The following is a 24,176-nucleotide window of genomic DNA, read 5'->3' on the forward strand; positions in this document are numbered from 1 at the left end:
CCGGCCCCCGCCCCCATCCTGACAGGGGCGCCGGGCGGCCTTGCTCGTCCTTCACTTGACAGAAAGGCCCGCTGCGGGTCAACAGCAGCGGCCATGCGGTGCCCATCCGGATCATCCGGACGTGGGCGGCGCGGCTTGGCGCTGGCGTGCCGGACCAGCCTCCCCTATGATTTCGCGCCCCGGGACCGGGGCGTTTCCGTTTCCCCCGAGGCCTTATCCCCATGGACCTGAAGAGCCACATCCGCGGCGTCCCGGACTATCCCAAGCCCGGTATCCTGTTCTACGACATCTCGCCGCTGCTGGCCCATTCCGACGCCTGGGCCGTCGCCATGGGCCGCATGGCCCGACTGATCCAGGAGACGGGCGTCGATTTCATCGTGGGCATCGAGTCCCGCGGCTTCCTGATGGCCGCCCCCCTGGCGCTGAAGCTGGGGCTGGGCTTCGCCATGGTGCGCAAGAAGGGCAAGCTGCCGGGCGACGTGGTGCGCCACTCCTACGATCTGGAGTACGGCAGCGACACGGTGGAAATCCAGGCCGACCTGGTGAAGCCGGGCCAGCGGGTGGTGGTGGTCGACGATCTGCTGGCCACCGGCGGCACCATGAACGCCGCCATCAAGCTGCTGCGCGACGTCGGCGCCGACGTGCGCGCCGCCGCCTTCCTGATCGAGCTGGATTTCCTGGAAGGCCGCAAGAAGCTGGACGTGCCTGTTTTGTCGCTTCTGAACTACGACAAGTAGTTCAGCAGGCCCCATCCGGGGCCTACAAGGGCATGAGCCTTCTCATGCCCTTGGTGCGTCTAAGGGTGGCTTGCCTCGCTGTCGTGCCAGCGCCGAAGCGCCAGGCGCTGCACCAGCGACAGCAGGGCAAAAATGGCGATGCCCAGCAGGGACAGCAGCGCCAGGGCCGCGAACATGCGCGGGGTGTTCAGGCGGTTGCTGGCATCCACGATGCGCCAGGCGAGGCCGCTGCCCGTGCCGGAGCCGGCCACGAATTCCGCCACCACCGCGCCGATGAGCGCCAGGCCGCCCGAGATCTTCATGCCCGCCAGCAGGTAGGGCAAGGCCGAGGGCAGTTCCAGCCGCCACAGCACCTGCCACTTGCTGGCGCCATAGAGGCGGAACAGGTCGCGCAGGCCCGCGTCGGCCGAGCGCAAGCCCAGGGTGGTGTTGCCCAGGATGGGGAAGAAGGCGACGATCCAGGCCAGGATCAGCTGCGCCAGATCCACCCGCTCATACCCCACCCAGACCAGCAGCAGGGGCGCTATGGCCATTACCGGCGTCACCTGCAGAATGACGGCGTAGGGATAGAGGGCGGAGGCCAGCAGCGGCGACCGGGTGAACAGAATGGCCAGCGCCACCCCGCCCGTCACCGCCAGGGCGAAGGCCTGCAAGGTGACGGTCAGCGTGAACCACAGCGACAGGCCCAACGTGTTGGGATCGGCCAGCAGGGCCGCCACCACGGCGCTTGGGGGCGGCAGGACGAAGGCAGGCACGGCCAGCAGGCGCACCAACCCCTCCCAAGCCGCCAGGACGATCATACCCAGGATGACCGGCGCCAAGCGGCGCAGCGCGCTCATGCCGCCCCCCGCATGGCGTCGGCCAGAGCCAAGGAAACCGTGCGGCACGCGGCGGCGTATCGGGCGTCGGTGCGCAGGGCCTCGTCCCGGGGATAGGGCAGATCCAGCGGGATGTCGGCATGGATGCGTCCCGGCCGGGGGGCCATGACGATGGCGCGATTGGCCAGGTACACGCCCTCATAGACGCTGTGGGTCACAAACATGGCGGTGAAGCGCTGCTCCCGCCACAGGGCCAGCAGGTCGTCGTTCAGCTTCTGTCGCGTGATCTCATCCAACGCCGCGAACGGCTCATCCATCAGCAGCAGGCGCGGGCGTGTCACCAGGGCGCGGGCGATGGACGCGCGCATCTTCATGCCGCCCGACAGTTCGCGGGGATAGGCCTGGGCGTAGTCGGCCAGCCCCACCTGGGCCAGCAGGGCGGTGACGCGGGCGTCGGCCTCGGCGCGCGGCACCTTGGCCAGGTCCAGCGGCAGGCGGACATTGTCCCGGATACGGGCCCAGGGCATGAGTGTCGGTTCCTGGAACACCATCCCGACACCGCCCGCAGCCAGCGGCTGGGACCAGGTGATGCGCCCGGCCGTGGGCGCCACCAGGCCGGCCACATGGCGCAGGATGGTGCTCTTGCCGCAGCCGCTGGCCCCGACGATGGCCAGGAATTCCCCGTCACCCACCGCCAGCGAGATGTCGGTCAGCGCCAGCGTCCCGTTGGGAAAGCGCTTGGTCACGCCCTGCAATTCCAGGAAGGGTGCCGGCCCCTGCCCCATCATGTGATCCCGTCTCCAGCCGATGCGGCTTTAACCTTTACCCATGCCGAGAGCGGCGCGCCACCCTTGCTAGACCGGCCGGGGTAGCCGATCATGGTAAAAGCCTTCTGTCACGGGCGGGTTGAATGGGGCGGCGAATCCCGCTACCTGATAAGGGTGCGCGGATGGGCCGCCGGTTTGGCCCCCGCCTTGTTCGTTCCCAAGGAGATCCTGGTGACCCTGCCGATCCGCTTCGACGACGAAGAACCCGACGACGCCCCCGAGTCCGCTCCGGAAGGCGGCAAGGAGGAGAAGTCCAAAGGCGCGCCCTTCTCCCCCGTGGCCCAGAGCCTGTTCAAGAGCCGCACCATCCTGCTTTTCGGTGAGATCAACCAGAAGATCGCCGAGAGCACGGTCGCCCAGCTGCTCGCCATGGCGGCCGAGAGCGACGACCCCATCCGCCTGGTGATCAACTCCCAAGGCGGCCATGTCGAAAGCGGCGACAGCATCCACGACGTGCTGCAGTTTATCCGCCCGCGCGTCCTGGTCCTGGGCACCGGCTGGGTGGCCAGCGCCGGCGCGCACATCTTCCTGGGTGCGGCCAAGGAAAACCGCTACTGCCTGCCCAACACCCGCTTCCTGATCCATCAGCCGATGGGCGGCACCGGCGGCCAGGCCACCGACATCGCCATCGAGGCGCGCGAGATCGTGAAGATGCGCAAGCGTCTGAACAGCATCATCGCCCGCGAGACCGGCCAGCCGCTTGAGAAGATCGAGCAGGACACGGACCGTAACTTCTGGATGTCGGCGGAAGAGGCCAAGGACTATGGCATCGTCACCCACATCATCAGCAAGGCCGACGATCTGAAGTAGACCCTTGAGCTTCAGAGGCCCGATGCCTTGAGACGTTGATCAAAGCCGCCCGCGCCCCCCGGCGCCGGCGGCTTTTTTCTTGGCCCCGATCACCCCTTCAGGTCCGGAGTTCCGCATGTCCGACACCGCCACCTTCCCCCTGTTCTACCCCACCTACCAGCCCTTCATGGGGGAACGGTGGGAGATGCGGCTGGCGGCCCTGGTCATCTGCCCCGGTTATTGGTCCGGGCCGCGCATGGTGGAAAACATGGCGGCGCTGATCCGCCACGACAGCGGCAACACCCGCGCCTGGATGTCGATGACGCCCATGGAGACGGAAAGCCAGGAGATCGGCTGCCAGCTGGCCAGTGGGCGTACGGTGGTGATGGGCATGGGCATGGGCTGGGCCGTCGCCAACGCCGCCCTGAACCCCGCCGTCACCGCCGTCACGGTGGTGGAGTTCGATCCTGAAGTGCTGGCGGCGGTGGAACAGTCCGGCATCTTCCGGCAGTTGCCGCCCGAGGCCGCCGCCAAGATCACCATCCACCAGGGCGACGCCTACACCTGGACACCGGTGGACGGCCAGCCCTTCGACACGCTGCTGGCCGACATCTGGCTGCCGCTGCATGGCCTGCACCGTGAGGCTCAGGTGCGGACCATGGCCGCCAACACCGGCGCCACCCGAATCTATTTCTGGGGCCAGGAGATGAACATGGCCTGGCGCCTGAAGGAACTGGGCCTGCCCGTGGACGCGGCCGGCATCGCCCGCGTGGTGGCGGAATGGGGCCTGCCCCTGCTGGGCCCGGACCAGCCCGACTATGCGGAACGGGCGGCGACGGCGGCCGAGCGCTGGCTGCGCGCGCCGGAATAAGCGGCCTTCCCAAGGGGCCCGGACCGTCATCCCGTGGCGTCATGCCTCCTGCTGCAACGCAGCATGACAGCGCTTACCTATTTTCGGCGATGCTAAGGGCACCCACGATAGCATCGCCGATTCCGGAGTGGTTCCAGTGCCCTTGCCCCTGCTCGCCCTCGCCATCGCCTCCTTCGGCATCGGTACGACCGAGTTCGTGATCATGGGCATGCTGCCGGACCTGGCGCAGGACCTCCGCGTCACCATCCCGCAGGCCGGCATGCTGGTCACCGCCTATGCCTTGAGCGTGGTGGTGGGCGCCCCCATCCTGGCGGTATCGACCGCGCGGCTGCCGCGCAAGAGCGCGCTGATCGGCCTGATGGGCATCTTCATCTTCGGCAACTTCTGCTGTGCGGTGGCGCCCACGTACGGACTGCTGATGACGGCGCGCATCATCACCGCCCTGTCGCACGGCACCTTCTTCGGCATTGGCGCCGTGGTGGCGGCCGGCCTGGTGCCGCGGCACAAGCGCGGCCAGGCCATCTCCCTCATGTTTTCCGGCCTGACGCTGGCCAACGTGCTGGGTGTGCCCCTGGGTACGGCGCTGGGGCATGAGCTGGGCTGGCGTGCCACCTTCTGGGCCGTGGTCGCCATCGGCGTCATCGCCGCCGCCGCCCTGGCCCTGTGGCTGCCGCGCGGCCTGCCCGGCAGCAGCGGCGGCAGCCTGCTGGGCGAGTTCCGCGTGCTGGGCCGCCCCCAGGTCGCCATGGCCATGATGATCAGCGTCATCTCCTCCGCCAGCCTGTTCAGCGTGCTGACCTACATCACCCCGCTGCTGGAGCGTGTCACCGGCTTCACCCCCGACCAGGTAACCTACGTCCTGCTGTTGTTCGGCGTGGGGCTGACGGTGGGCAACCTGGTGGGTGGGCGCCTGGCCGACTGGAAGATGATGCCCGTGGTCATGACCACCTTCGGCATCATCACCCTGATCCTGGTGGCCCTGGTGTGGACCAGCGCCACGCCCCTGGGCGTCGTGCCCACGCTGGTGCTGTGGGGCATCGCCGCCTTCTCCGTCGGCTCCCCCTTGCAGATGCGGGTGGTGGACCAGGCGCGCGGCGCGCCCAACCTGGCGTCCACCCTGAACCAGGGCGCGTTCAACATGGGCAACGCGCTCGGTGCCTGGTTCGGCGGCATCGCCATCGACCATGGCGTGGCCTACGGCCATCTGCCGTGGCTGGGCGCCGGCCTGGCCGTATGCGCCCTCAGTCTGACCGCCATCGCCGCCGCAACCGACAAGGGCACCCCGCACGCCGACGATCTGGCGGGGGACGAAGCCTGCCCTGGCTACGCACATTAAAACGACGCCCGGCGAATCAATGCGCCATATCAATAGCGAACAATAACCCGAAATTTCCATTCGGCCACGCTTTGGCTTTAACGCCTTATTTACCGGAATAGCGACCTTCTTTGACCTGCATCTGAGCGCCATTGCGCCCAAAAAAAATTTTCAGCTGCAGGGCATATACCATGAAAATTCGCATAAAATTGCTCAGCATGGTCGGTATTCTTGCGACATTAACATGTTTACTTGCCATTCAACTGGCCGCGCAAGCCGTCACCAATCTGGCGGCCGCAAAACGGGTCACCCTGGTCGAAACCGCCACGTCCACCGTTTTGGAGGCCGCCACCCTGATGGCCAAGGAACGCGGCCTGACCAACGTGCTGCTGTCGGCCACGGTGCTGGAACCGGCGGCCCGCGATGCGGCCCAAGCCGCCCGGGACGACGCTGTCAGGAAAGGCGATCAGGCGCTGTCCGATGCGGAGGCCGCCGGCCTGGACGTGGCTGCCGCACGGACGACCCTGCGAGCACTGGAAGCCGCCCGGCTGGCGGCCTGGAAGACGGTGGGGCGGGCGGGAGAAGGCGGTGGAGGCCAGGTGCGGGCCGACTGGTTCGCGTCAGCGACGCAGGCCATCGAAGCCATGCTGGCGTTCAAGGATCGCATCGGCGACGCCCTGCCCGTATCGACCGACACCCGCCTGCTTGACAGCTTGGCGCTGACCGGCGATCTGGCGCAACTCAGCGAGCAGGTGGGACGGGAGCGGGGCCTCTTGTCCAGCGCGCTGGCGGCGGGCAACCCGCTCTCCCCAGCCCAGACCGAGGCATTGGGCCAGGCGGAAGGCGCCGCCGCCCAAAGTGCCGCGGCGGCCGTCGCCCGGGCCGCCCGCCACGGTCCGGCCTTCGTGACCGCACTCGCAGCCACCCAGGGCGCGCTGACGGAGCTTGCCACGATGCGCGACCGCATCGTGGCCGCGTCCAGCCAAGGGATACCCTATCCCGTCGATGCCCAGACCTGGTTCAAGACGGCCAGTGACGCCATCACCCGGGCGGTCGCCGCCCGGCACGCGGTGGAGGACTTGGTGCGCGGGCATATCCGGGCATTCAGCCGGGCCGCTTGGCTGAACCTACTATTCAGCCTTTTCCTGGCCGCCGTCTGCGCGCTGGTCGTCGCCATGACCCTGTGGGTGGTGATCCGCCAGTTGTTGCGCCCCCTGGATTCCCTGCGGCAAGTCATCACCCAGTTCGCGGTCCGGAATTACGCCGCCGAGGTCCCCTTCCGCGAGCGTGGCGACGAGGTCGGCGAAATGGCCGCAGCCATCGCCGTGCTGCGCGCCAACGCCATGGCGGCCGATGTGCTGGCCGCCCAGCAACGTGCCGAGGAAATGGCCAAGGAGGCGCGCCGCCAGCGCCTGGAGGCGGCCACGCGGGATTTCGCCCTCTCGGTCGACCGGGTGGTCCACGCTTTTTCCAGCGCCGAGCACTCATTGCGTGACGCGGCCGGCAGCCTGACCACGTCCGCGGACGACACCTTGGCCTTGTCCAACAGTGTGGCTGGGGCGGCGGAGGAAACCTCCGCCAATGTGCAGACGGTGGCCGCGGCGGCGGAAGAATTGAGTCTATCCATCACCGAAATATCCCGGCAGATGAACCAGGCCACCACCACCTCAACGACTGCGGTGCGGGAGGCCTCGGCCACTCGCCAGTCCATGGCCGAACTGGCCTCCGCCGCCCAGCGGATTGGGCAAGTGGTGGATCTGATCCAGGCGATCGCCCACCAGACCAACCTGCTGGCGCTCAACGCCACCATCGAGGCCGCCCGCGCGGGCGACGCCGGCAAGGGCTTCGCCGTGGTCGCCAGCGAGGTCAAGGCGCTGGCTGGCCAGACGGCCCAGGCGACAGGGGAGATACAGGCGCAGGTCGAGGCGATCCAAAGGGAAACGGCGCACGCCGTGACCGCCATCGACGGCATCGCCGGCACGGTCGCCAGCATGAGTGAAATCACCACCGGCGTCGCCTCCGCCGTGGAGCAGCAGGGCGCGGCGACGCGGGAAATCGCACGCAACGTGCAGGAGGCGTCCGTGGGCACCCGCACCGTATCCGCCAACATCGCCGGCGTGCGCCAGGCGGCGGACGGAACGGGGGCCGCCACCGGTAGCGTGATTTCCTCCTCCGACGTGCTGGGAAGGGAGGCCGATACGCTGCGTACCGTCGTCAATCGCTTCCTGGAAACGGTCAAGGCCGCATAAACCCGCGCGGCTTCAAAAAAATTGCGGCCGGCTGGAATAATCCGGCGCGGGCGGCGTCCATCTCGGTAGCGGCCCCCTTTGGGGCCTTGAAACCGAAAGGGGACCCCGCCCATGCCCGGGTATCGAGTGCAGGACATCCTCAGCCGCCGCAGCCTGGTATCGCTGCTGGCCATCGCCGCCGTCGCGGGCGGGGCCAGCGCCGCCTTCGCCTATGCCGGCGGCTGGCTGTCGCCCGGGCGGCTGCAGCCCGCCAAGATCGTGAACGCGCTGGAGGGCCATGACGGCAAACATGAAGGCTTCCGCCGCGCCCATGCCAAAGGCCTGTGCGTTGTGGGCCATTTCGACGGCAACGGCCAGGGCCTGGCCCTCAGCAAGGCCAGCCTGTTCCGCCGGGCCACCACCCCGGTCATCGGCCGCTTCTCGCTGGCCGGCGGCGTGCCCAACGCCGGTGATGGCCGCGTCACCTTCCACAGCCTGGCGCTGAAGTTCGACCTGCCGCAGGGCGAACAATGGCGCATGGCGCTGAACCATGTGCCCGTGTTCCCGGTGGCCACGCCGCAGGCATTCCTCGACTTCCAGTTGGCGACCACGCCCGACCCCGCAACGGGTAAGCCCGACCCAGCCAAGGTGCAGGCCTATATGGCGCAGCATCCGGAAACCAAGGCCTTCGCCGACTACATGGCCAAGGCCCCCCTGCCCAGCAGCTTCGCCAACGCCAACTACAACAGCGTCGACGCCTTCCGCTTCACCAACGACCAGGGCCAAACCCGGGTGGTGCGCTGGATTTTCACGCCCGAGGCGCCGTTCGAAGAGCTGGACAAGGCGACGCTGGCCGACCGGCCGCGCGACTTCCTGTTCGATGAGGTCGCCGGGCGCCTCGCCCAGGGCCCGCTGGTCTGGCACCTGTCCGTCATCCTGCCCAACGACGGCGATCCCACCGACGACGCCACCAAGCCCTGGCCGGACGACCGGCAGCGGGTGGAGGTCGGCACCCTGACCATCGACCGCGCGGTGACCGAGGATGACGGCCCCTGCCGCGACGTGAACTTCGACCCCACCATCCTGCCCGCCGGCGTGTCGCCCTCCGACGATCCGCTGCTGGCCGCGCGTTCCTCCGTCTACGCCGTGGGCTACACCCGCCGCACGGGTGAACCCGCGGCCGCCAGCGCGCTGGCCACCGACCAAGCCTTCCCCGCCCCCGCTGCCAATCAACCCGCTGCCAGCCAGCCCGCCGCCAAGGAGTCCGCGCAATGAAGTCGACTACGTTCAGCGGCGCCGCCCGGCTGCTGCACTGGCTGATGGCCGTCCTGATCATCGCCATGCTGTTCATCGGCGTGGGCATGGTCTCCACCGTCGGGGCCAGCCACAACTGGCTGGTGCCGCTGCATAAGTCGGTGGGCGCCACCCTGCTGCTGCTGGTGCTGATCCGCCTGGCGGTGCGGGCCACCAAGGGTACGCCGCCCCTGCCGGCGGACATGCCGGCACCACAGAAGGCCGTCGCCCACCTGTCGCACCTGGTGCTGTACGCCCTGATGATCGCCCTGCCGCTGGTGGGCTGGTCCATGCTGTCGGCCGGCGGCTACCCCATCATCGTCTGGGGTGCTGTGCACCTGCCGCCGCTGCTGTCGCCGGACAGGGGGCTGTACGCGTCCTTGCGCCACCTGCACACCTATCTGGCGTACGCTTTGTTCCTCACGGTGATCGCCCACTTGTCCGCCGCCCTGATGCATGGCCTCATTTTCAAGGATGGCGTGTTCCAGAGCATGGCGGCCTGGCGCACCCGTCGCTGACGGTGGACCCCCGACCGAGGGATGCGTGCCATGAACGACATGATGCTGCTGATCGAGCCGCTGATTCCACCGCTGCGGCGCTACGCCCGGGCGCTGGTGAAAGATCACGCCACGGCGGACGATCTGGTGCAGGATTGTCTGGAGCGGGCCATCACCCGCTGGCACCAGCGGCGGCAGGACGGTGACGCCCGAACCTGGCTGTTCACCATCCTGCACAACCTGGCCGTCAGCCACATGCGCCAGAACCGGCGGCGCGGCAGCCACCTCACCCTGGACGACGGGGTGGACGAGGCCATGATCGCCCGGCCGGCGACGCAGGAGGACGCGCTGCACCACGCCGACGTGATGCAGGCCCTGCAAACCCTGCCGGAGGATCAGCGCAGCGTGCTGTTGCTGGTGTCGGTGGAAGATCTGACCTATGCCGAGGCGGCACGGGTGCTGGACATCCCCATCGGCACCGTCATGTCCCGCCTGGCCCGGGCGCGGGAGAAGCTGTTGCAGAAGATGGAGGGCGCCCCCGCGCAGGAGGCCGCGAAGGGCGGCGCCACCATCCACCGCCCCGCTTTTGGCGCTGGAATTTTCAGGAGAGTGAAATGAACGCCGGCCGCCCCATCACCGAAGAAGACTTCCAGGCCTACGTCGACCATGCCCTGGACGAGCGGCGCCGGGAGGAGGTTGAGGAGTATCTGTCCACTCACCCCGATGCCGCCCGGCGCGTGGCCGCCTACACCGCCCAGCGTGAGGCCCTGCGCGCCGCCCTGGCCCCCATCGCGGAAGAGCCGGTGCCCGATCACCTGAACCTGGCCCGCCTGGTCGAGGCGCGGCAACACCGGCAGGCGCGCTCGTGGCTCTCCGGTCCGGGGGCCGGCCCCTGGCGCAACATCGCCGCCGCCGTGGCCCTGGTGCTGATCGGCGGGGCCGGCGGCTGGTCCATGCACGGCATCACCGCCGGCAAGGCGTCGATGAACCCGGAGAGCATGCTGACGCAGGAGGCCATGGACAATTACCGCGTCTACGCCGCCGACGCCGTGCGGCCAGTGGAGATGCACGCCGGCGAGCAGGAGCAGCTGCTGCGTTGGGTGTCGCAGCGGCTGGACCGCAAGGTGGCGGTGCCCGACCTGTCGGCCTCCGGCTACCGGTTCATGGGCGGGCGCCTGGTCGCCACGGCCCACGGCCCGGGCGCCATGTTCTTCTACGACGACAGCAGCGGCAACCGCATCGCCATGCTGGTGCGGCCGATGAAGCACGACGGCGACGCCCCCATGACCGAGCATCAGAAGGACGATGTCGGCGGCGTCACCTGGTGCAACCGCGGCATGGGCTACAGCCTGGTGGCCGACGCCTCGGCCCAGGCGCTGCACCCCCTGGCGGATGAGGCGCGGCGGCAGCTGCGTACCAAGATTTGAGCTTTCGCGGGCCATGACGGCGAACCAAACGTCGCCCCCGCGCTTGTACAGATCGGTTACTGGATCAAAACGGCAACCACGCGGTTGCCGTTTTTGTTTGGGCGGGCTATAAACAGCAACCAGGAGGTTGCGCAAAATGTCCGATCATATTCGCAAGTATATCGAGTTGAAGGCCCCCATAGCCCGGGTGTGGCGGGCCCTGACCGACCATGAGGAATTCGGCACCTGGTTCAGGGTCAAGCTGGACGGGCCCTTCGTCCCGGGGCAGGACGCGACCGGCCGCATCACCCACCCGGGCTATGAGCATGTGAAGTGGCGGGCCACCGTGGTGCGGATGGAGGAACCGCATCTGTTCTCCTTCACCTGGCATCCCTACGCCGTGGATCCGGAGAAAGATTATTCCGGCGAAACACCGACCCTGGTGGAATTCAAGCTGGAGGAACGGGACGGCGGCACCCTGCTGACCATTACTGAAAGCGGCTTCGACACCCTGCCCGACCATCGCCGGGTGGAGGCGTTGCGCATGAACGAGGGCGGGTGGACGGCCCAGGCGCACAACATCCGAGCCCATATCGAGGGGCCGCTGAATGACTGAGGCCGTCGCGGCGGCCAACCCTGCCACTGTCTTCGCCGCCTTGGGCGATCCCACCCGCCTGTCCTTGCTGTCCCGCCTCAGCGATGGGCACGCGCGATCCATCGCCGCCCTGTCGGCAGACACCACCCTGACCCGCCAGGCGGTGACCAAGCATCTGCACGTGCTGCAGGATGCCGGCCTGGTGGCCTGCGTGCGGGTGGGCCGGGAAAGCCGCTTCGCCTTCCAGCCGGAGCCGGTGGCGGCGGCGCGCGGCTATCTCGACGCCGTATCGGCACAGTGGGACGACGCGCTGTCCCGCCTGCGCGCCTTCGTGAAAGGCTGAGTTTTTCCGCCCCTCAAAAAAAATTCAAAAAAATTTTCGTGCCCGGGAATAAAGCGATCTGGTCGACGTCTTATTGGCATCCCCAATGCGGGAAAAACCAAACTCCCTCAACGCGATGTCAAATTAAAGGAGCTTAGGCCATGAACACCCGGACTCTGTCTGCGTCGATCAGGATCACCGTCGCCGCCGCCCTGATGGGCCCCGCCACCCTGGCCGCCCCGGCCTTCGCCGCCCCGGCCGCCACCCCCGAGGCCACCACCATCCAGCACACCTGTGAGCAGACCCTGGGCCTGACCGTCAACGACAGCGGCTACGCCGCCTGCGTCGCCACGCTGACCCAGGCGCGCGCCACCAGCACCCAGCCGCAGACGCCCGCCGACACCGCCTGCGCCGACGTGGGCCTGGCCCCCGGCAGTGCCGACTATGGCCGCTGCGTCGCCAACCTGGACGGCGCCCTGACCCAGGCCCAGCTGTCCGCGAACTGAGCCTCCGCCCGCTGTCGAAGCCGGCAACCTTTAAAAATCCGCTCTTAAAAAACCGACCTTCTCAACATGGAGTAAAGGCCATGAACACCCGGACTTTGCCGATGTTTATTAAAACCGGCGTCGTCGCCGCCCTGCTGGGTGCCACTGTCACCGCCCCGGCCTTCGCCGCCGCCCCGCTGACGGTCACCGTCACGGCCCTCGGCACCGCCGCTGTCCAGCATGCCTGCCAGTCGACCTTGGGACTGACCGTCAACAACACCGATTATGCCGCCTGCGTCGCCGCCCTGAACCAGGCCGTAGCCACCGCCCAACCCCAGAACCAGCGCCCGACGCCCACCGGCAACGCCTGCGCTGAGGTGGGGCTGATGCCCGGCACCAACGGGTTCGAGCGCTGCGTCGCCAACCTGGACGGCGCGTTGAACCAAGTGCTGCTGGCCCCGAACTGACCGCCCTTTCGGCCCCCGCGCCCCATCTCAGGGCGCGGGTCGCCGGCGGTCACATCAGCACGTGGCCCTTGGGCTGCGGCAGGGATGGCAATTCCGTCTCCCCTAGCGCCTCGCGCAAATTGATCTCCATGGTGTCGGCCAGCGCCTCGATAGGCAGGGCGTTGAGCCGGGTGCCGAACGGCTCCTCCAATTCGTCCCCCAGGGCGTCCAGGCCGAAGAAGGTGTAGGCCACCAGCCCGGTGATGAAGGGCGTGCCCCAGTGCAGGACGTCGGCGAAGCCGAAGGGCAGCAGGAAGCAGAACAGATAGGCCGTGCGATGCAGCAACAGGGTGTAGCCAAAAGGAACCGGCGTGTTGCGAATGCGCTCGCACGCCGCCAGGACAGCCGACATGCGACCCAGCGTACCCTCCAGCATCGTGTACTGGATGTCGCTGACATGGCCGCCGGCCAGCAGCTCCGCCAGCACCTGGCCCATCTGGCGCAGCAGGAAATCCGGCCGGTTGCGGGAGGATTCGAAGCCCGCCAACTGTCCGGCCGACAGGAAGCGACGGGGCTTGGTGGCGTCGCCGCCGGGCCGCAGGTGGCAGACCAAGGCATGGCCGAAGGCCATGGCCAGGCGTAGCAGCTGGCGCCGCGCGGCTCTCGGTTCGCCGTCCCGGTCCAGCATCAGTGTCTGCCGGCCCAGGTCGCGCACGGTATAGAGCAGTTGCCCCCAATCCTTGCGCGCCTCCCACCAGCGGTCGTAGCAGGCGTTGTTGCGGAAGCCCAGGAATACCGACAGGGCGATGCCCAGCAAGGCGAAGGGCGCGCCATTGAAGGCGGGCGCCCAGCCCGGATGGGTGGTGCGCAGCCATACCACACCCGCCGACAGCACGAGGATGACCAGCACTTGGGGCAGGATGCGCAGGACGATGGAGCCGCGCAGGATGAAGAACAGCCGCAGCAGGCCGGGCCGGTCCCGGACGATCATGGTGGATGCTTTCCATTGACTGACGCCGGCGACAGCCAGCGGCACCTAGGACGATGCGCCCGCCGCCGCGCCGAATCCAAACGCAAAATCAGGCAGCTGCCATCCGTATCCTTGAGTCAGGTGCCTTAATGGCGGCAGTCCAGCGGGAATATAAAAAGAAAGCCGGATTGTACAAATATTCACAAAAATAACATCAGTGATTGTTCCATAAACAACTGAATTATCCAATCCAGTAAACGACCCTACCCTTACAAAAGACTCACACACCCATAGCGTGCCGGATGCGTGGCACGCCCAGCCCTGAAGGATATCATGCTATGTTGAAATCTTCCGTCGTCGCGATCGCCGCCCTGTTCGCCTTGGCCGCCCAGCCGGTCCTGGCCGCCGACGCCACGCCAACCGTCACCGTGCACCCGTCCATCGACCGCGCCTGCCAAGACGCCCTGCACGTCAGCCCCGCCGACACCCAGTACGCCGCCTGCGTCGCCAGCCTGACGCAGACCCTGTCGATGACCAAGAAGATGCATGAGCAGCGCAGCCAGACCGCCTGCGGCGAAGCCGGCCTGACCGCCGGCACGGAAGCCTACGACCGCTGCGTCACCAACCTGAGCGGCGCGCTGCAGCAGGCCCAGACGACGGTCAATTGATCGCGGCCGCCCCCCCTGGCCGCCAGACGACGCGCACCTTCAGCGCACCTCGGCGGCCAGGGCGGCGCCAATGCGGCGATAGACCGCCATGTCATCCTCGACATCGTGGGCAAACCGATCCGCTAGGGGACGCACCACCCCTTTGGCGCAAACTAGACTAAAACCGATACCCACCAGAGCCCCGGCCACCAAAGGGCCAAAAGCCTCCGGTCGGCCCAGCACGTCCAGCGCCTTCATGACACCCATCAGCGTCGCCACCAGCCCCATCCAAATTAACGCGTCACCATAACGCCGCAACACCGCCTCAGGCCGCGACCGCGCCATCTGGATGCCTTCCAGCACGGGCCCAAGCGGTTGCTTGGCCAGGCCGGCCACCATCACCATCCGCACATGCGGATCGTGCAGCAGGGTGGGAAAGGCGCCGAATATCGACCGGCCAAGCGGCAGGCTCAATTCGCGCCGCACCAGATCCGGACCATCGCCCTGACACAGCGCCGCCATCAGTTGGGCTAAGAAGTTCTCCAGCCCATCCGGCCCCAGCCGCGCTTGCCTTGGGCCAGCCAGGACGGCGCGTAGGGCCGCAATCACGCCGTCATCCCCCCTGCGCCGGCCGATGGCCATCACCGCCCAGGCACCGGCCAGAACAGTGAAACCGCAGCCGGGCAAAGCATGCAGGATCACCGTCGTCCGCCCACCAAACACGGCGTCGAGACCGATCAGCAGCAACGGCAGCAGCACCATCCGTACGACCATGCCACCGGACACGGACGCGGCGGCACCTAGGCGCTCACGATACCCCGCCATCACACAGCCCAGGGCCCAGCGCAAAAGGCCGTCCCCATCGGCCATGCCGTCCACCTCCGCCCGCATGGCCTCCCCCCACGCGGCGCGGTGCGTCGGCAGGCTATCGGCTGCGTGACGGGTGAGCGCGCGGGCCAACCGCCGACGCAGCGGGGCAACAAGGGCGGTCATGCCGGCACCGTCCCATCCGCACCGTCGGCAGCCTTCTCCTCTGGCAGCGCCAGCTCTCGCGCCAGCGCCGCCCCTTCCACCGTCAGGCGATAGGCATGGCGGGGCGGCAGGCCGGGCCGGGTGGCCTCCTCCCACCGCGCGGCCATCAGCCCCTGGTCATGCAGGCGCATGAGCAGGGGGTATAGGGTGCCGGACTTCAATCCCGTCTCCTTGGACAAATCATAGCCGTGGCGCCAGTCCAGCGGGCGTTCCAGCAAGGCCACGAACAGCAGCCGGGTTTGACGAGAGATATTGGGACGTCGGGGCATGGGGCGGTTCCTTGGTGCGGCCGGCCACCGTCAAGCGACGGCCGCCAGCGCCTCCTCCAACTCATAGAATTTGGGCATGTGTTCGGTGGGGATTTCCTTGCGCGCCGCCTCGATGGACACCTGGGGGGCGTAGCCCGCCAGGTGGGCGGTGATGGCAGCCCGCACCACATGGCGGAAGCGGTTCTCCTCCTCCGCGATGCCGCGCAGGCGGGCGGCCACCGGCGCCACGATGCAATAAGCCAGGAAGATGCCCATAAAGGTGCCCACCAGGGCATGGCCGATCAGCCCGCCGAGGACCTCCGGCGGCTCGGTGATCGATCCCATGGTCTTGATGACGCCCAGGACCGCCGCGACGATGCCCAGCGCCGGCATGCCGTCCGCCATGACAGAAAAGGCGTGCGCGGGGTGCAAATCCTCATGCCGCGCCTTTTCAATCTCCCGTTCCATCAGGGCATCCAATTCCAGCGGGCTGTCCACACCGGTGGAGAACATGCGCATATAGTCGGTAATGAACTCCACCGTCGCCACGTCGCGCAACACCAGGGGATGAGCGTTGAAAAGACTGCTCTCGAACGGCTTTTCGATATGCTGTTCGATGGACAACACACCCTTGGTCTTGATGGATCTCAGCATGCGGTACAGCAGGGCCAGCAGATCCATGTACTCGCGCTTGCCGTAGCGGGCGCCCCGAAAGATGCGCTTCACCGCCGCGGTGGAATGGCGGATGACATCGGTGCTGTTGGCGGTGAGGAAGGCGCAGACGGCGGCGCCACCGATGGTCACCACCTCCCCCGGCAGAGCATCCAGGATAACCGCAATCTTGCCGCCGCCGACTGCGTATGACCCGAACACGCACAGGAACACGGCCCCCAGGCCGATCATGGCGAACATGCCCTCTCCCCATCCCGCCCCGTAACCGGGAATGGCACATTATCAACATATGTAGAGTTTATGAGTCAACACGGGCAGCCAAGGTTTTTCCTTGGCTACCAAGGGCGTTGTCGCGTCAGGGCTTGGGCTGCTGCTGGGTGATGCAGTGGATGCCGCCGCCGCCGCGCACGATGTCCAGCGCCGGGACCTGCACGATCTGGCGGTCGGGGTAGAGGCGGCTGAACAGCTTGGCGGCCTCCGCGTCCATGGGGTCTTCGAAGGCGGGCAGGACCACGCCGCCGTTGGCCAGGTAGAAGTTGGTGTAGGACAGTGTCAGGCGCACGCCCGCCTGTTCCTGGCGCGCCGGCGTGCGCAGGGTGACGATGTCCAACTCCCGCCCCTGGGCGTCGGTCGCCATGGACAGCCGCTCGATATTGTCCTGGAAGGTGTCGAAGTTGGGATCGTCGGGATCGTCCGTAGTCATGGCCAGCACCAGGCCCGGGCGGATGAAGCAGGCGATCTCATCGATGTGGCCATCGGTCTCGTCCTGCTCATACCCCCGGCCCAGCCAGATGATCTGGCGGATCCCCAAGAAATCGCGCAGGTGCCCCTCGATCTCCCCCCGCGTCAGGCCGGGATTGCGGTTGGGGTTCAGCAAGCATTCCTCGGTGGTGATCAGCGTGCCCTCGCCATCCACATGGAAGGACCCGCCCTCCATGATCAGGGGCGCCTTGAAGCGGGGAACCTCCAGGCCCTTCAGGATTTCCGCCGCCACCTGGGTGTCGGCCGCGAAATCGTCGTAGTTGCGGCCCCAGGCGTTGAAATCCCAGTCCACCCCACCGATGCCGCCCTTGCCATCGATGACGAAGCTGGGGCCGTTGTCGCGGATCCAGCTGTCGGACAGGGGCACCGGGATGACGCTGACCGGCGCGCCCGAGCACAGGATGGAGGCGTCGGCCACCTCCCCCGGCGGGGCCACGATGGTCACCGGCTCGAACTGCGCGATGGCCTTGGCCACGGCGGCATAGGCCCGGCGGGCGGCGTCCAGCCCGTTGGGAAATGTTTCCGCCCGGTTGGGCCAGGCCATCCAGCAGCGGTCGTGCGGGTGCCACTCACCGGGCATGACAAAGCCCGCCGCAGCGGGGGAACCGGGGGTGTAGGTCATGGCGTCCGATCCTCCACCGCCCCGGATCGGGGCGGTTGCAAAGAATAGTATTCCGCCTGTGCTACAGGCTGGCAATCAGCGCTTTGGATGAGAGGGTTAGACCCGTCCCGCCTGGCTTTCCTCGCGCTCGCGGATGCGGGCGCGGCGGGCCTCCAGAAAACCCGCCAGGCCGATGCCGGTGGCGACCACCGCCACCACGATGGTGGCCAGCGCGTTGATCTCCGGCTTCAGGCCCAGACGGATGGAGGAGAAGACGATCATCGGCAGGGTGGTGGAACCGGGGCCGGAGACGAAGCTGGTGATGACCAGGTCGTCCAGCGACAGGGTGAAGGCCAGCAGCCAGCCCGAGACGATGGCGGGCGCGATGATGGGCAGGGTGATGACGAAGAACACCTTGGCCGGCCGCGCGCCCAGGTCCATCGCCGCCTCCTCCAGCGAGACGTCCATGCTGACCAGGCGCGACTGGATGACCACGGCCACGAAGGACATGGTGAAGGTGATGTGCGCCAGGACGATGGTCAGCACCCCACGTCCCGCCGGCCAGCCGATGAGCTGCTCCGCGCTGACGAACAACAGAAGCAGCGCCAGGCCCATGATGACCTCAGGCATGACCAGGGGGGCGGAGATCATGCCGGCGAACAGCGCCCGGCCGCGGAACGCGCCGAACCGGGCCAGCATCAGCCCCGCCAGCGTGCCCAGCACCACGGCGCCGCAGGCGGTGGCGAAGGCAATGCGCAGCGACAGCCACGCCGCCTCCAGCATCTGCCCATCCTGGATCAGCTCGTGGTACCAGCGCAGGGAAGCGCCGGTCCACACCGTCAGCGAGCGGTTGTCGTTGAAGGAATAGACCACGAGAAGGACGATGGGCAGGTACAGGAAGGCCAGGCCGACGCCCAGCAGCACCATCGGCAGGCGTGACTTTTTCATCGGGCGGCCCCCTTGTCCTGGTCGCGGCCCTGGAAGTGCTGGAAGATCATGATGGGGCCCACCAGGAAGGCCAGCAGGGCGATGGCGACGGCCGAGGCTGAAGGCCAGTCACGGCTGTTGAAGAACAGGTTCCACAGCTCACGCCCGATCATCAGCGTATCGGATCCGCCCAGCAGCGAGGGGATGACGAACTCACCCACCGCCGGGATGAACACCAGCAGCGAGCCCGCGACGATGCCCGGCAGCGACAGCGGCAGGGTGATGGTCAGGAACGCCTTCCAAGGCTTGGCGCCCAGGTCGGCCGCCGCCTCCAGCAGCGTGTGGTCCATCTTCTCCAGCGTCGCGTACAGCGGCAGGATCATGAAGGGCAGGTAGGAATAGGTGATGCCGATATAGACCGCGAGGTCCGTGTACAGGATCTTCAGCGGTTCATGGATGATGCCGAGGCTGAGCAGCAGGTTGTTCAGCAGCCCCTCGTCCTTCAGGATGCTCATCCACGCGTAGACGCGGATGAGGAAGCTGGTCCAGAACGGCAGGATGATCAGCATCAGCAGCGGCCCGCGCCGCTTCTCCGGCGCCGTGGCGATGGCATAGGCCATGGGATAGCCGATGAAGAGGCAGCACAGCGTCGAGACGAAGGCGATCTTCAGTGAGTTCAGATAGGCCAGCACGTACAGGTCGTCATCGAACAGCGCCTGGAATCCGCTGAAGCGGATGTGCACGTCCAGCCCGCCGTCCACCCACTCGATCAGCTTGGTGAAGGGCGGGATGCCCACCGCCGGCTCCGCCACGCTGATCTTGAGCACGATCAGGAAGGGGATGAAGAAGAACAGGACCAGCCAGGCATAGGGGCCCAGGATGACGCCACCCCGGCCGGTGAGGCCCAGGCGTCGGGTAACGCGCAGCACGCGGTCCTTCAGGGTGCGCGGCGCCACGGACGGCGGGACAGCGGACGGCTGCGGTGCGGCGGAAGGCGGAGGTACGGGCAAGGCGGGTCCCCTCCCCTCAGTCCGTCAGGACGACGCCGGCGAACGGGCGCCAGCTCAGCCAGACCTCATCGTCCCAGGTGATGGGCAGCTCGGTGCGGCGGGTCACGTTGGGCGCCGTCGCCCGCACGCGCTTACCGGAGGCCAAGTCGATCTGGTAGATGGAGATGTCGCCCAGATAGGCGATCTCCCGCACCACGCCGCGGGTGACGTTGCGGCCGCCGTCGGCCTCCGCCGGCTTTTCCTTGGTGATGCTGACCTTCTCCGGCCGGATGGCGACCCAGCAGTGACTGCCCGCGGCCAGATGGGCGGTGTGGGTGACATAAAGATCGCAGCCGGCTTCCGCCGAGCGGATGAGGGAGTGGTCAGGCTCCGATTCCACGATGTTGCCCTCGAACATGTTCACCGACCCGATGAACTCCGCCGTGAAGCGGCTGTTGGGGTATTCGTAGATCTCGGTGGGCGTGCCCACCTGGGCGATGGCGCCATGGTCCATGACCGCGATGCGGGTGGACATGGTCATGGCCTCCTCCTGGTCATGGGTCACGACCACGAAGGTGACGCCCAGCTTCTCCTGGATGTTCACCAGTTCGAACTGGGTCTGCTCGCGCAGGCGCTTGTCCAGGGCGCCCAGCGGCTCGTCCAGCAGCAGCAGCTTGGGCTTCTTGACCAGGGATCGGGCCAGCGCCACGCGCTGCCGCTGGCCGCCGGACAGTTGGTGCGGCTTGCGCTTGGCGAAGGGGGTGAGCTTCACCAGTTCCAGCATCTCCGCCACGCGGGTGCGAATTTCATCCTTGGGCACACCGTCCTGGCGCAGGCCGAAGGCCACGTTGTTCTCCACCGTCATGTGGGGGAACAGGGCGTAGGACTGGAACATCATGTTGACCGGGCGGTCGTAGGGTGGGATGCCCGCCATGTCGACGCCATCGATGAAGATGCGGCCCTCGGTCGGCTGCTCGAACCCCGCCAGCATGCGCAGCAGCGTCGTCTTGCCCGACCCCGACCCCCCCAGCAGCGAGAAGAATTCGCCCCGGTAGATCGACAGGCTGACATTGTCCACGGCCGTGAAGTCGCCGAAGCGCTTCGTCACCTTCTCGATCCGGATGTACGGCTTGGCGGCCGGATCATGCCAGGGCTCGAACTTCACGGCCGGTGATTTGGCGGCCGGTGATTTGCCGATGGGACCGGTGGCGGCCGGCCGGGGACGAGGGTCGGGGGCGTCGGACATGAGGCGGCGGATCACGATGCTGGAAGTGGGCCCGATGGCGGACGTCCGATGGGCGCTTCCTGATTGGGGGAATCGCCTGCCCGGAATAGCGTTCCGAACCTGCTGAATGCCAGGGTGCGCCCCCGCTGTCCACAGGAACTATGGGGTCTGCGGCCCTGGGCCGCGCGTTTTTTCGCAGGTGCGATTTTGCGCAGAAATGCCAAAAACGCGAAACAAGCCAAGGCTCAAGAAAAAGGGGCGCCTCCAGCGGGCGGCGCCCCGTTCCCCTGACCCTGGCCGGGCGGCCTAACGGCCGGTCTTGATACGGGTCCAGGTACGGTTGCGCTCCTGCTCCGCCCGCTGGGCCAGCTGCTTGATGGTGAACAGCTTGTCCATCACGTCCTTGGGTGGATAGATGCGCGGGTTGTCCTTGATCTCCGGCTTCAGCAGGGGCAGCGAGGCCGGCACGGCGTTGGCGTAGGAGACGGCGTTGCTGATGCCGGCCATCACCTTGGGGTCCAGCATGTAGTTGATATAGGCGTAGGCCTCGGCCACGTTCGGCGCCCCGGCCGGAATGGCCAAGGTGTCGAACCACAGCTGGGCACCTTCCTTCGGAATGGCGTAGTCGATCTTGACCTTGCCGCCGGAGCGGGCCTGCGCCTGCAGCACGTCGCCGGAATAGCCGATGGCGACACAGGCGTCGCCGCTGGCCAGCGGATCGATAACGGACGGGACGAAGGTCTTGATGTAGGGGCGGATGCTGGACATCAGCTCCCCCGCCTTCTTCACGTCGTCCGACTTCTCGCTGCTGGGTGGCAGGCCCAGATAGTTCAGGACGGAGGGCAGGATGTCGGCCGGGCTGTCCAGCACGACGATGCCGCAGCTGGCCAGCTTCTTGGCGTTCTCCGGATCGAACACCTGCTTCCAGCTGTCGATGGTGGCGGTGCCCAATGCCGCCTTCACCTTGTCCGGGTTGTAGCCGATGCCGACGGTGCCCCACTGGTAGATGGCGGCGTACTCGTTGCCCGGATCCACTTCCGCCAGGCGGGCCATCAGCACCGGGTCCAGATTCTTCAGGTTGGGGATCTTGGACTTGTCCAGCTTCTGCACCGCCTGCGCCTGGATGAACTTGCGCAGGGTGGGCTGGGCCGTGGGGACGATGACATCGTAGCCGGAATTGCCCGTCAGCAGCTTAGCCTCCAGGGTTTCCAGATCGGTGTAGACGTCGTACTTGGTCTGGATGCCGGTGGCCTTGGTGAAATCGGCCAGCGTGGTCTCGCCGATATAGTCGGTCCAGTTATAGACGTGGACCGTCTTGCTCTGCGCCCAGGCGGCACCGGCCACCGCCACCACCAATCCCGCCAGCAGCGGCACCAGCTTCTTTTTCATCCACTTCCCCGTTCTTGGAAATTGGCCGGGCCCCACCGGTATCCCGTTGCAGGCCCTGGTCGGCGGCATTTGCACCCCATGCGACAGGCCCTGTCAAGCAGCGGGGACGGCCTGTCGCCTATTTGTACTACACCCTGCGCGCAGGTCCGCGCCCTATGGGACAAGCCCCGGAAAACACAAACACCTTTGCCCACCCACCCGGCATCAGGTCGGTGTGCCCCGCGCCGCGATCTCCCGCGTCTCCGGCGTGAGCGGCCGCGCCTCCTTGCCGGCCTGGAACAGGGGCATGGGCTTGGGCTCCCTGGGCCGGAACTGGTTGAAGCCCTCCAACTGGCCGCTGGCCTGCTCCAGCGCCAGGCGTTCCTGGTCGCGGCGCCGCACCTCCTCCGCCGTCTCGCGCGCCTCTTCCTCCGGCAAGCCCAGGAACTCCAGCGCACCCTGACCGAAGGCCAGCGCCGATTCCAGGGTCTCGCGCACCTGCAGGTCCACGCCCGCCGCGATCAGCTGCAGGGTGTGGCGGCGGTCGTAGGCGCGCACCAGCAGGCCGGCGTGGGGGAAGCTGGACTTCACCAGGTCCACGATCTTGTTGGCGGTGTCCTTGCCGTCCACGCACACCGCCACCGCCCGCGCCCGCCCGGCGCCGGACGCGTGCAGCACGTCCAGGTTGGTGCCGTCGCCATAATAGATCTGGAAGCCGAAGCCGGCGGCCGCCTGGATCATCTCCACATCCGTGTCGATGATGGTGACGTCCAATCCGCGCGCCAGCAGCGTCTGGCTGACCACCTGGCCGAAACGGCCGAAGCCGATGATCAGCACCGCGCCATTGAGACCATCCGGCCGGGCCAGGCCAGCGGTATCCGGCGCCGGTTCGGGCAGCAGGCTCCACACCAGGCGCACGGTCATGGGCGTCAGGACCATGGACAGGATGACGGTGGCGGTCATGACGGCATTGACCTGCCCGTCCAGCACGCCCACGCCCATGCCGGCGCCGTAGAGCACGAAGGCAAACTCGCCCCCTTGCGCGAACAGGGTGGTGCGTTGGACGGATTCCCGGCAGTCGGCGCCGGAGACGCGGGCCACGGCATAGATGCCAGCCGCCTTGGTGACGACGCAGCCCGCCAGCACCAGCAGCACCATGCGCCATTCCGCCGCCACCACCGACAGATCCAGCGACATGCCCACGGCCATGAAGAACAGACCCAGCAGCAGGCCGCGGAAGGGCTCGATATCCGCCTCCAGCTGATGGCGGAAGCCGGAACCGGAGAGCAGCACGCCGGCCAGGAAGGCGCCCATGGCCATGGACAGGCCGGAGCTTTCCATCAGCAGCGCCGCCCCCAGCACCACGGCCAGCGCCGCCGCCGTCATCGCCTCACGCACCCGGGACCCTGCCAGCAGGCCGAACAGCGGGTTCAGCACCCAGCGTCCGGCCACGATGACCACCGCCACGGCGGCGGCGGCCACCGCCACGCCCACCCAGCTGCCGCGCAGATCGTGGCTGGCCTCCGGCGCCAGCAGCGCCACGACGGCCAGCAGGGGCACCACCGACAGATCCTCCAGCAGCAGGATCGACATGGCGCGCTGGCCGAAGGGGGTCGACATCTCCCCCTTCTCCTCCAGCGTCTGGATGATGGCGGCGGTGGAGGATTGGGCGAAGCCCATGGCGGCGACGAAGGCAACGGCCGGGGAAAAGCCGGCCAGCACGCCGGCGATGGTCATGAGCGCGCCGCAGACGGCCGCCTGCGCCACGCCCAGGCCGAAGATCTGGCGCCGCAGGGTCCACAGCTTGGCCGGCCGCATCTCCAGCCCGATGAGGAACAGGAACATGACGACGCCCAGCTCGGCGAAGTGCAGTACCGCCGCCGGATCGGCCAGGATGCGGAATCCGAAGGGGCCGATGGCCAGGCCGGCGGCCAGATACCCCAGGATGGCGCCGAAGCCCAGCCGCTTGAACAGCGGGGCGGCCACGACGCCGGCACCCAGCACGGCCACGATCTGCATCAGGTCGACGCCGGACGACGTGTCGGTCACGCGGGATACCCCCCAGGCTTGCCCCAAAAGGCCCCCGCCCGAATGGTTCGGGGCCCG

General features: G+C 67.4%; 26 protein-coding genes. 14 read left to right on the forward strand and 12 right to left on the reverse strand.

Annotation, left to right across the window (positions count from 1 at the left end; genetic code table 11):
- The first annotated feature begins 221 nt into the window (after window positions 1–221).
- Window positions 222–737: an adenine phosphoribosyltransferase gene (locus Y958_RS08590; protein ID WP_040846319.1), complete on the forward strand. Its 516-nt coding sequence runs from the start codon at window positions 222–224 to the stop codon at window positions 735–737.
- 59 nt (window positions 738–796) lie between these two features.
- Here Y958_RS08590 and Y958_RS08595 read toward each other — a convergent pair whose 3' ends face one another.
- Window positions 797–1,576 carry an ABC transporter permease gene (locus Y958_RS08595; protein ID WP_088871669.1) on the reverse strand — a complete coding sequence of 260 codons (780 nt, stop codon included), beginning with the start codon at window positions 1,574–1,576 and terminating at the stop codon, window positions 797–799.
- The gene (locus Y958_RS08600) at window positions 1,573–2,343 is read right to left on the reverse strand and encodes an ABC transporter ATP-binding protein (protein ID WP_088871670.1); all 771 of its coding nucleotides are present in this window, start codon (window positions 2,341–2,343) and stop codon (window positions 1,573–1,575) included. The genes Y958_RS08595 and Y958_RS08600 overlap by 4 nt, the downstream gene beginning before the upstream one ends.
- Window positions 2,344–2,553: 210 nt before the next feature.
- Between Y958_RS08600 and Y958_RS08605 the strand changes: the two genes are divergently transcribed.
- The 12 genes from Y958_RS08605 to Y958_RS08660 all read left to right on the forward strand — a co-directional run bounded on the left by Y958_RS08605 (window position 2,554) and on the right by Y958_RS08660 (window position 12,650).
- Complete coding sequence (locus Y958_RS08605) at window positions 2,554–3,192, forward strand: ATP-dependent Clp protease proteolytic subunit (RefSeq protein WP_425600660.1); 639 nt, start codon at window positions 2,554–2,556, stop codon at window positions 3,190–3,192.
- A 115-nt stretch (window positions 3,193–3,307) separates the two neighbouring features.
- Complete coding sequence (locus Y958_RS08610) at window positions 3,308–4,042, forward strand: hypothetical protein (protein WP_088871671.1); 735 nt, start codon at window positions 3,308–3,310, stop codon at window positions 4,040–4,042.
- Between the two features lie 136 nt (window positions 4,043–4,178).
- On the forward strand, window positions 4,179–5,378 hold the full coding sequence (locus Y958_RS08615; protein WP_088871672.1) for an MFS transporter: 1,200 nt from the start codon (window positions 4,179–4,181) through the stop codon (window positions 5,376–5,378).
- 197 nt (window positions 5,379–5,575) lie between these two features.
- Window positions 5,576–7,606: a methyl-accepting chemotaxis protein gene (locus tag Y958_RS08620; RefSeq protein WP_186291130.1), complete on the forward strand. Its 2,031-nt coding sequence runs from the start codon at window positions 5,576–5,578 to the stop codon at window positions 7,604–7,606.
- A gap of 111 nt (window positions 7,607–7,717) precedes the next feature.
- Window positions 7,718–8,860, forward strand: a complete 1,143-nt coding sequence (locus Y958_RS08625) for a catalase family peroxidase (RefSeq protein WP_244909238.1) — start codon at window positions 7,718–7,720, stop codon at window positions 8,858–8,860.
- A complete protein-coding gene (locus Y958_RS08630) occupies window positions 8,857–9,396 on the forward strand; it encodes a cytochrome b (RefSeq protein WP_088871675.1) in 540 nt (179 codons plus the stop codon). Before Y958_RS08625 ends, Y958_RS08630 begins: the two co-directional genes overlap by 4 nt.
- 30 nt (window positions 9,397–9,426) lie before the next feature.
- The gene (locus tag Y958_RS08635) at window positions 9,427–9,993 is read left to right on the forward strand and encodes a sigma-70 family RNA polymerase sigma factor (protein WP_088871676.1); all 567 of its coding nucleotides are present in this window, start codon (window positions 9,427–9,429) and stop codon (window positions 9,991–9,993) included.
- On the forward strand, window positions 9,990–10,802 hold the full coding sequence (locus Y958_RS08640; protein ID WP_088871677.1) for an anti-sigma factor family protein: 813 nt from the start codon (window positions 9,990–9,992) through the stop codon (window positions 10,800–10,802). Before Y958_RS08635 ends, Y958_RS08640 begins: the two co-directional genes overlap by 4 nt.
- A gap of 136 nt (window positions 10,803–10,938) precedes the next feature.
- On the forward strand, window positions 10,939–11,397 hold the full coding sequence (locus tag Y958_RS08645) for an SRPBCC family protein (RefSeq protein WP_088871678.1): 459 nt from the start codon (window positions 10,939–10,941) through the stop codon (window positions 11,395–11,397).
- Window positions 11,390–11,719 carry an ArsR/SmtB family transcription factor gene (locus tag Y958_RS08650; protein ID WP_088871679.1) on the forward strand — a complete coding sequence of 110 codons (330 nt, stop codon included), beginning with the start codon at window positions 11,390–11,392 and terminating at the stop codon, window positions 11,717–11,719. The genes Y958_RS08645 and Y958_RS08650 overlap by 8 nt, the downstream gene beginning before the upstream one ends.
- Window positions 11,720–11,859: 140 nt before the next feature.
- Window positions 11,860–12,204: a hypothetical protein gene (locus tag Y958_RS08655; RefSeq protein WP_088871680.1), complete on the forward strand. Its 345-nt coding sequence runs from the start codon at window positions 11,860–11,862 to the stop codon at window positions 12,202–12,204.
- Between the two features lie 80 nt (window positions 12,205–12,284).
- Window positions 12,285–12,650, forward strand: coding sequence for a hypothetical protein (locus tag Y958_RS08660; protein ID WP_145727703.1), 366 nt, complete (start codon window positions 12,285–12,287; stop codon window positions 12,648–12,650).
- A gap of 49 nt (window positions 12,651–12,699) precedes the next feature.
- On the opposite strand, the gene Y958_RS08665 is transcribed toward Y958_RS08660, so the two are convergent.
- On the reverse strand, window positions 12,700–13,620 hold the full coding sequence (locus tag Y958_RS08665; RefSeq protein ID WP_088871682.1) for a bestrophin family protein: 921 nt from the start codon (window positions 13,618–13,620) through the stop codon (window positions 12,700–12,702).
- Window positions 13,621–13,937: 317 nt separating this feature from the next.
- Here Y958_RS08665 and Y958_RS08670 point away from each other — a divergent pair, with 317 nt between their 5' ends.
- The gene (locus Y958_RS08670; protein ID WP_088871683.1) at window positions 13,938–14,267 is read left to right on the forward strand and encodes a hypothetical protein; all 330 of its coding nucleotides are present in this window, start codon (window positions 13,938–13,940) and stop codon (window positions 14,265–14,267) included.
- 39 nt (window positions 14,268–14,306) lie between these two features.
- On the opposite strand, the gene Y958_RS08675 is transcribed toward Y958_RS08670, so the two are convergent.
- The 9 genes from Y958_RS08675 to Y958_RS08715 all read right to left on the reverse strand — a co-directional run bounded on the left by Y958_RS08675 (window position 14,307) and on the right by Y958_RS08715 (window position 24,119).
- Window positions 14,307–15,239 carry a MotA/TolQ/ExbB proton channel family protein gene (locus Y958_RS08675; RefSeq protein ID WP_088871684.1) on the reverse strand — a complete coding sequence of 311 codons (933 nt, stop codon included), beginning with the start codon at window positions 15,237–15,239 and terminating at the stop codon, window positions 14,307–14,309.
- A complete protein-coding gene (locus tag Y958_RS08680) occupies window positions 15,236–15,547 on the reverse strand; it encodes a PadR family transcriptional regulator (protein WP_088871685.1) in 312 nt (103 codons plus the stop codon). Before Y958_RS08680 ends, Y958_RS08675 begins: the two co-directional genes overlap by 4 nt.
- Window positions 15,548–15,577: 30 nt before the next feature.
- Window positions 15,578–16,438, reverse strand: coding sequence for a flagellar motor stator protein MotA (gene motA / locus Y958_RS08685; protein WP_088871686.1), 861 nt, complete (start codon window positions 16,436–16,438; stop codon window positions 15,578–15,580).
- Between the two features lie 115 nt (window positions 16,439–16,553).
- Window positions 16,554–17,582 (reverse strand): agmatine deiminase family protein, encoded by a 1,029-nt coding sequence (locus Y958_RS08690; RefSeq protein ID WP_186291131.1) that lies wholly within the window; start codon window positions 17,580–17,582, stop codon window positions 16,554–16,556.
- Between the two features lie 96 nt (window positions 17,583–17,678).
- Window positions 17,679–18,509, reverse strand: coding sequence for an ABC transporter permease subunit (locus tag Y958_RS08695; RefSeq protein ID WP_088871687.1), 831 nt, complete (start codon window positions 18,507–18,509; stop codon window positions 17,679–17,681).
- Window positions 18,506–19,417: an ABC transporter permease subunit gene (locus Y958_RS08700; protein ID WP_088871688.1), complete on the reverse strand. Its 912-nt coding sequence runs from the start codon at window positions 19,415–19,417 to the stop codon at window positions 18,506–18,508. Before Y958_RS08700 ends, Y958_RS08695 begins: the two co-directional genes overlap by 4 nt.
- Window positions 19,418–19,514: 97 nt before the next feature.
- Complete coding sequence (locus Y958_RS08705) at window positions 19,515–20,642, reverse strand: ABC transporter ATP-binding protein (RefSeq protein ID WP_004272792.1); 1,128 nt, start codon at window positions 20,640–20,642, stop codon at window positions 19,515–19,517.
- A gap of 366 nt (window positions 20,643–21,008) precedes the next feature.
- On the reverse strand, window positions 21,009–22,091 hold the full coding sequence (locus Y958_RS08710) for a polyamine ABC transporter substrate-binding protein (RefSeq protein ID WP_004272791.1): 1,083 nt from the start codon (window positions 22,089–22,091) through the stop codon (window positions 21,009–21,011).
- A 204-nt stretch (window positions 22,092–22,295) separates the two neighbouring features.
- The gene (locus tag Y958_RS08715; protein ID WP_088871689.1) at window positions 22,296–24,119 is read right to left on the reverse strand and encodes a monovalent cation:proton antiporter-2 (CPA2) family protein; all 1,824 of its coding nucleotides are present in this window, start codon (window positions 24,117–24,119) and stop codon (window positions 22,296–22,298) included.
- Between the last annotated feature and the right edge of the window lie 57 nt (window positions 24,120–24,176).

Origin of the sequence: Nitrospirillum viridazoti CBAmc, from assembly GCF_000730165.1 — a bacterium.
GTDB classification, from domain to species: domain Bacteria; phylum Pseudomonadota; class Alphaproteobacteria; order Azospirillales; family Azospirillaceae; genus Nitrospirillum; species Nitrospirillum viridazoti.

Coding starts and splice junctions, on each gene's coding strand:
- Y958_RS08590 (WP_040846319.1), top strand. CDS start 222: ATGGACCTGAAGAGCCACATCCGCGGCGTCCCGGACTATCCCAAGCCC.
- Y958_RS08595 (WP_088871669.1), bottom strand. CDS start 1,576: ATGAGCGCGCTGCGCCGCTTGGCGCCGGTCATCCTGGGTATGATCGTC.
- Y958_RS08600 (WP_088871670.1), bottom strand. CDS start 2,343: ATGATGGGGCAGGGGCCGGCACCCTTCCTGGAATTGCAGGGCGTGACC.
- Y958_RS08610 (WP_088871671.1), top strand. CDS start 3,308: ATGTCCGACACCGCCACCTTCCCCCTGTTCTACCCCACCTACCAGCCC.
- Y958_RS08620 (WP_186291130.1), top strand. CDS start 5,576: ATGGTCGGTATTCTTGCGACATTAACATGTTTACTTGCCATTCAACTG.
- Y958_RS08625 (WP_244909238.1), top strand. CDS start 7,718: ATGCCCGGGTATCGAGTGCAGGACATCCTCAGCCGCCGCAGCCTGGTA.
- Y958_RS08630 (WP_088871675.1), top strand. CDS start 8,857: ATGAAGTCGACTACGTTCAGCGGCGCCGCCCGGCTGCTGCACTGGCTG.
- Y958_RS08635 (WP_088871676.1), top strand. CDS start 9,427: ATGAACGACATGATGCTGCTGATCGAGCCGCTGATTCCACCGCTGCGG.
- Y958_RS08640 (WP_088871677.1), top strand. CDS start 9,990: ATGAACGCCGGCCGCCCCATCACCGAAGAAGACTTCCAGGCCTACGTC.
- Y958_RS08645 (WP_088871678.1), top strand. CDS start 10,939: ATGTCCGATCATATTCGCAAGTATATCGAGTTGAAGGCCCCCATAGCC.
- Y958_RS08650 (WP_088871679.1), top strand. CDS start 11,390: ATGACTGAGGCCGTCGCGGCGGCCAACCCTGCCACTGTCTTCGCCGCC.
- Y958_RS08655 (WP_088871680.1), top strand. CDS start 11,860: ATGAACACCCGGACTCTGTCTGCGTCGATCAGGATCACCGTCGCCGCC.
- Y958_RS08660 (WP_145727703.1), top strand. CDS start 12,285: ATGAACACCCGGACTTTGCCGATGTTTATTAAAACCGGCGTCGTCGCC.
- Y958_RS08665 (WP_088871682.1), bottom strand. CDS start 13,620: ATGATCGTCCGGGACCGGCCCGGCCTGCTGCGGCTGTTCTTCATCCTG.
- Y958_RS08670 (WP_088871683.1), top strand. CDS start 13,938: ATGTTGAAATCTTCCGTCGTCGCGATCGCCGCCCTGTTCGCCTTGGCC.
- Y958_RS08675 (WP_088871684.1), bottom strand. CDS start 15,239: ATGACCGCCCTTGTTGCCCCGCTGCGTCGGCGGTTGGCCCGCGCGCTC.
- Y958_RS08680 (WP_088871685.1), bottom strand. CDS start 15,547: ATGCCCCGACGTCCCAATATCTCTCGTCAAACCCGGCTGCTGTTCGTG.
- motA (WP_088871686.1), bottom strand. CDS start 16,438: ATGTTCGCCATGATCGGCCTGGGGGCCGTGTTCCTGTGCGTGTTCGGG.
- Y958_RS08690 (WP_186291131.1), bottom strand. CDS start 17,582: ATGACCTACACCCCCGGTTCCCCCGCTGCGGCGGGCTTTGTCATGCCC.
- Y958_RS08695 (WP_088871687.1), bottom strand. CDS start 18,509: ATGAAAAAGTCACGCCTGCCGATGGTGCTGCTGGGCGTCGGCCTGGCC.
- Y958_RS08710 (WP_004272791.1), bottom strand. CDS start 22,091: ATGAAAAAGAAGCTGGTGCCGCTGCTGGCGGGATTGGTGGTGGCGGTG.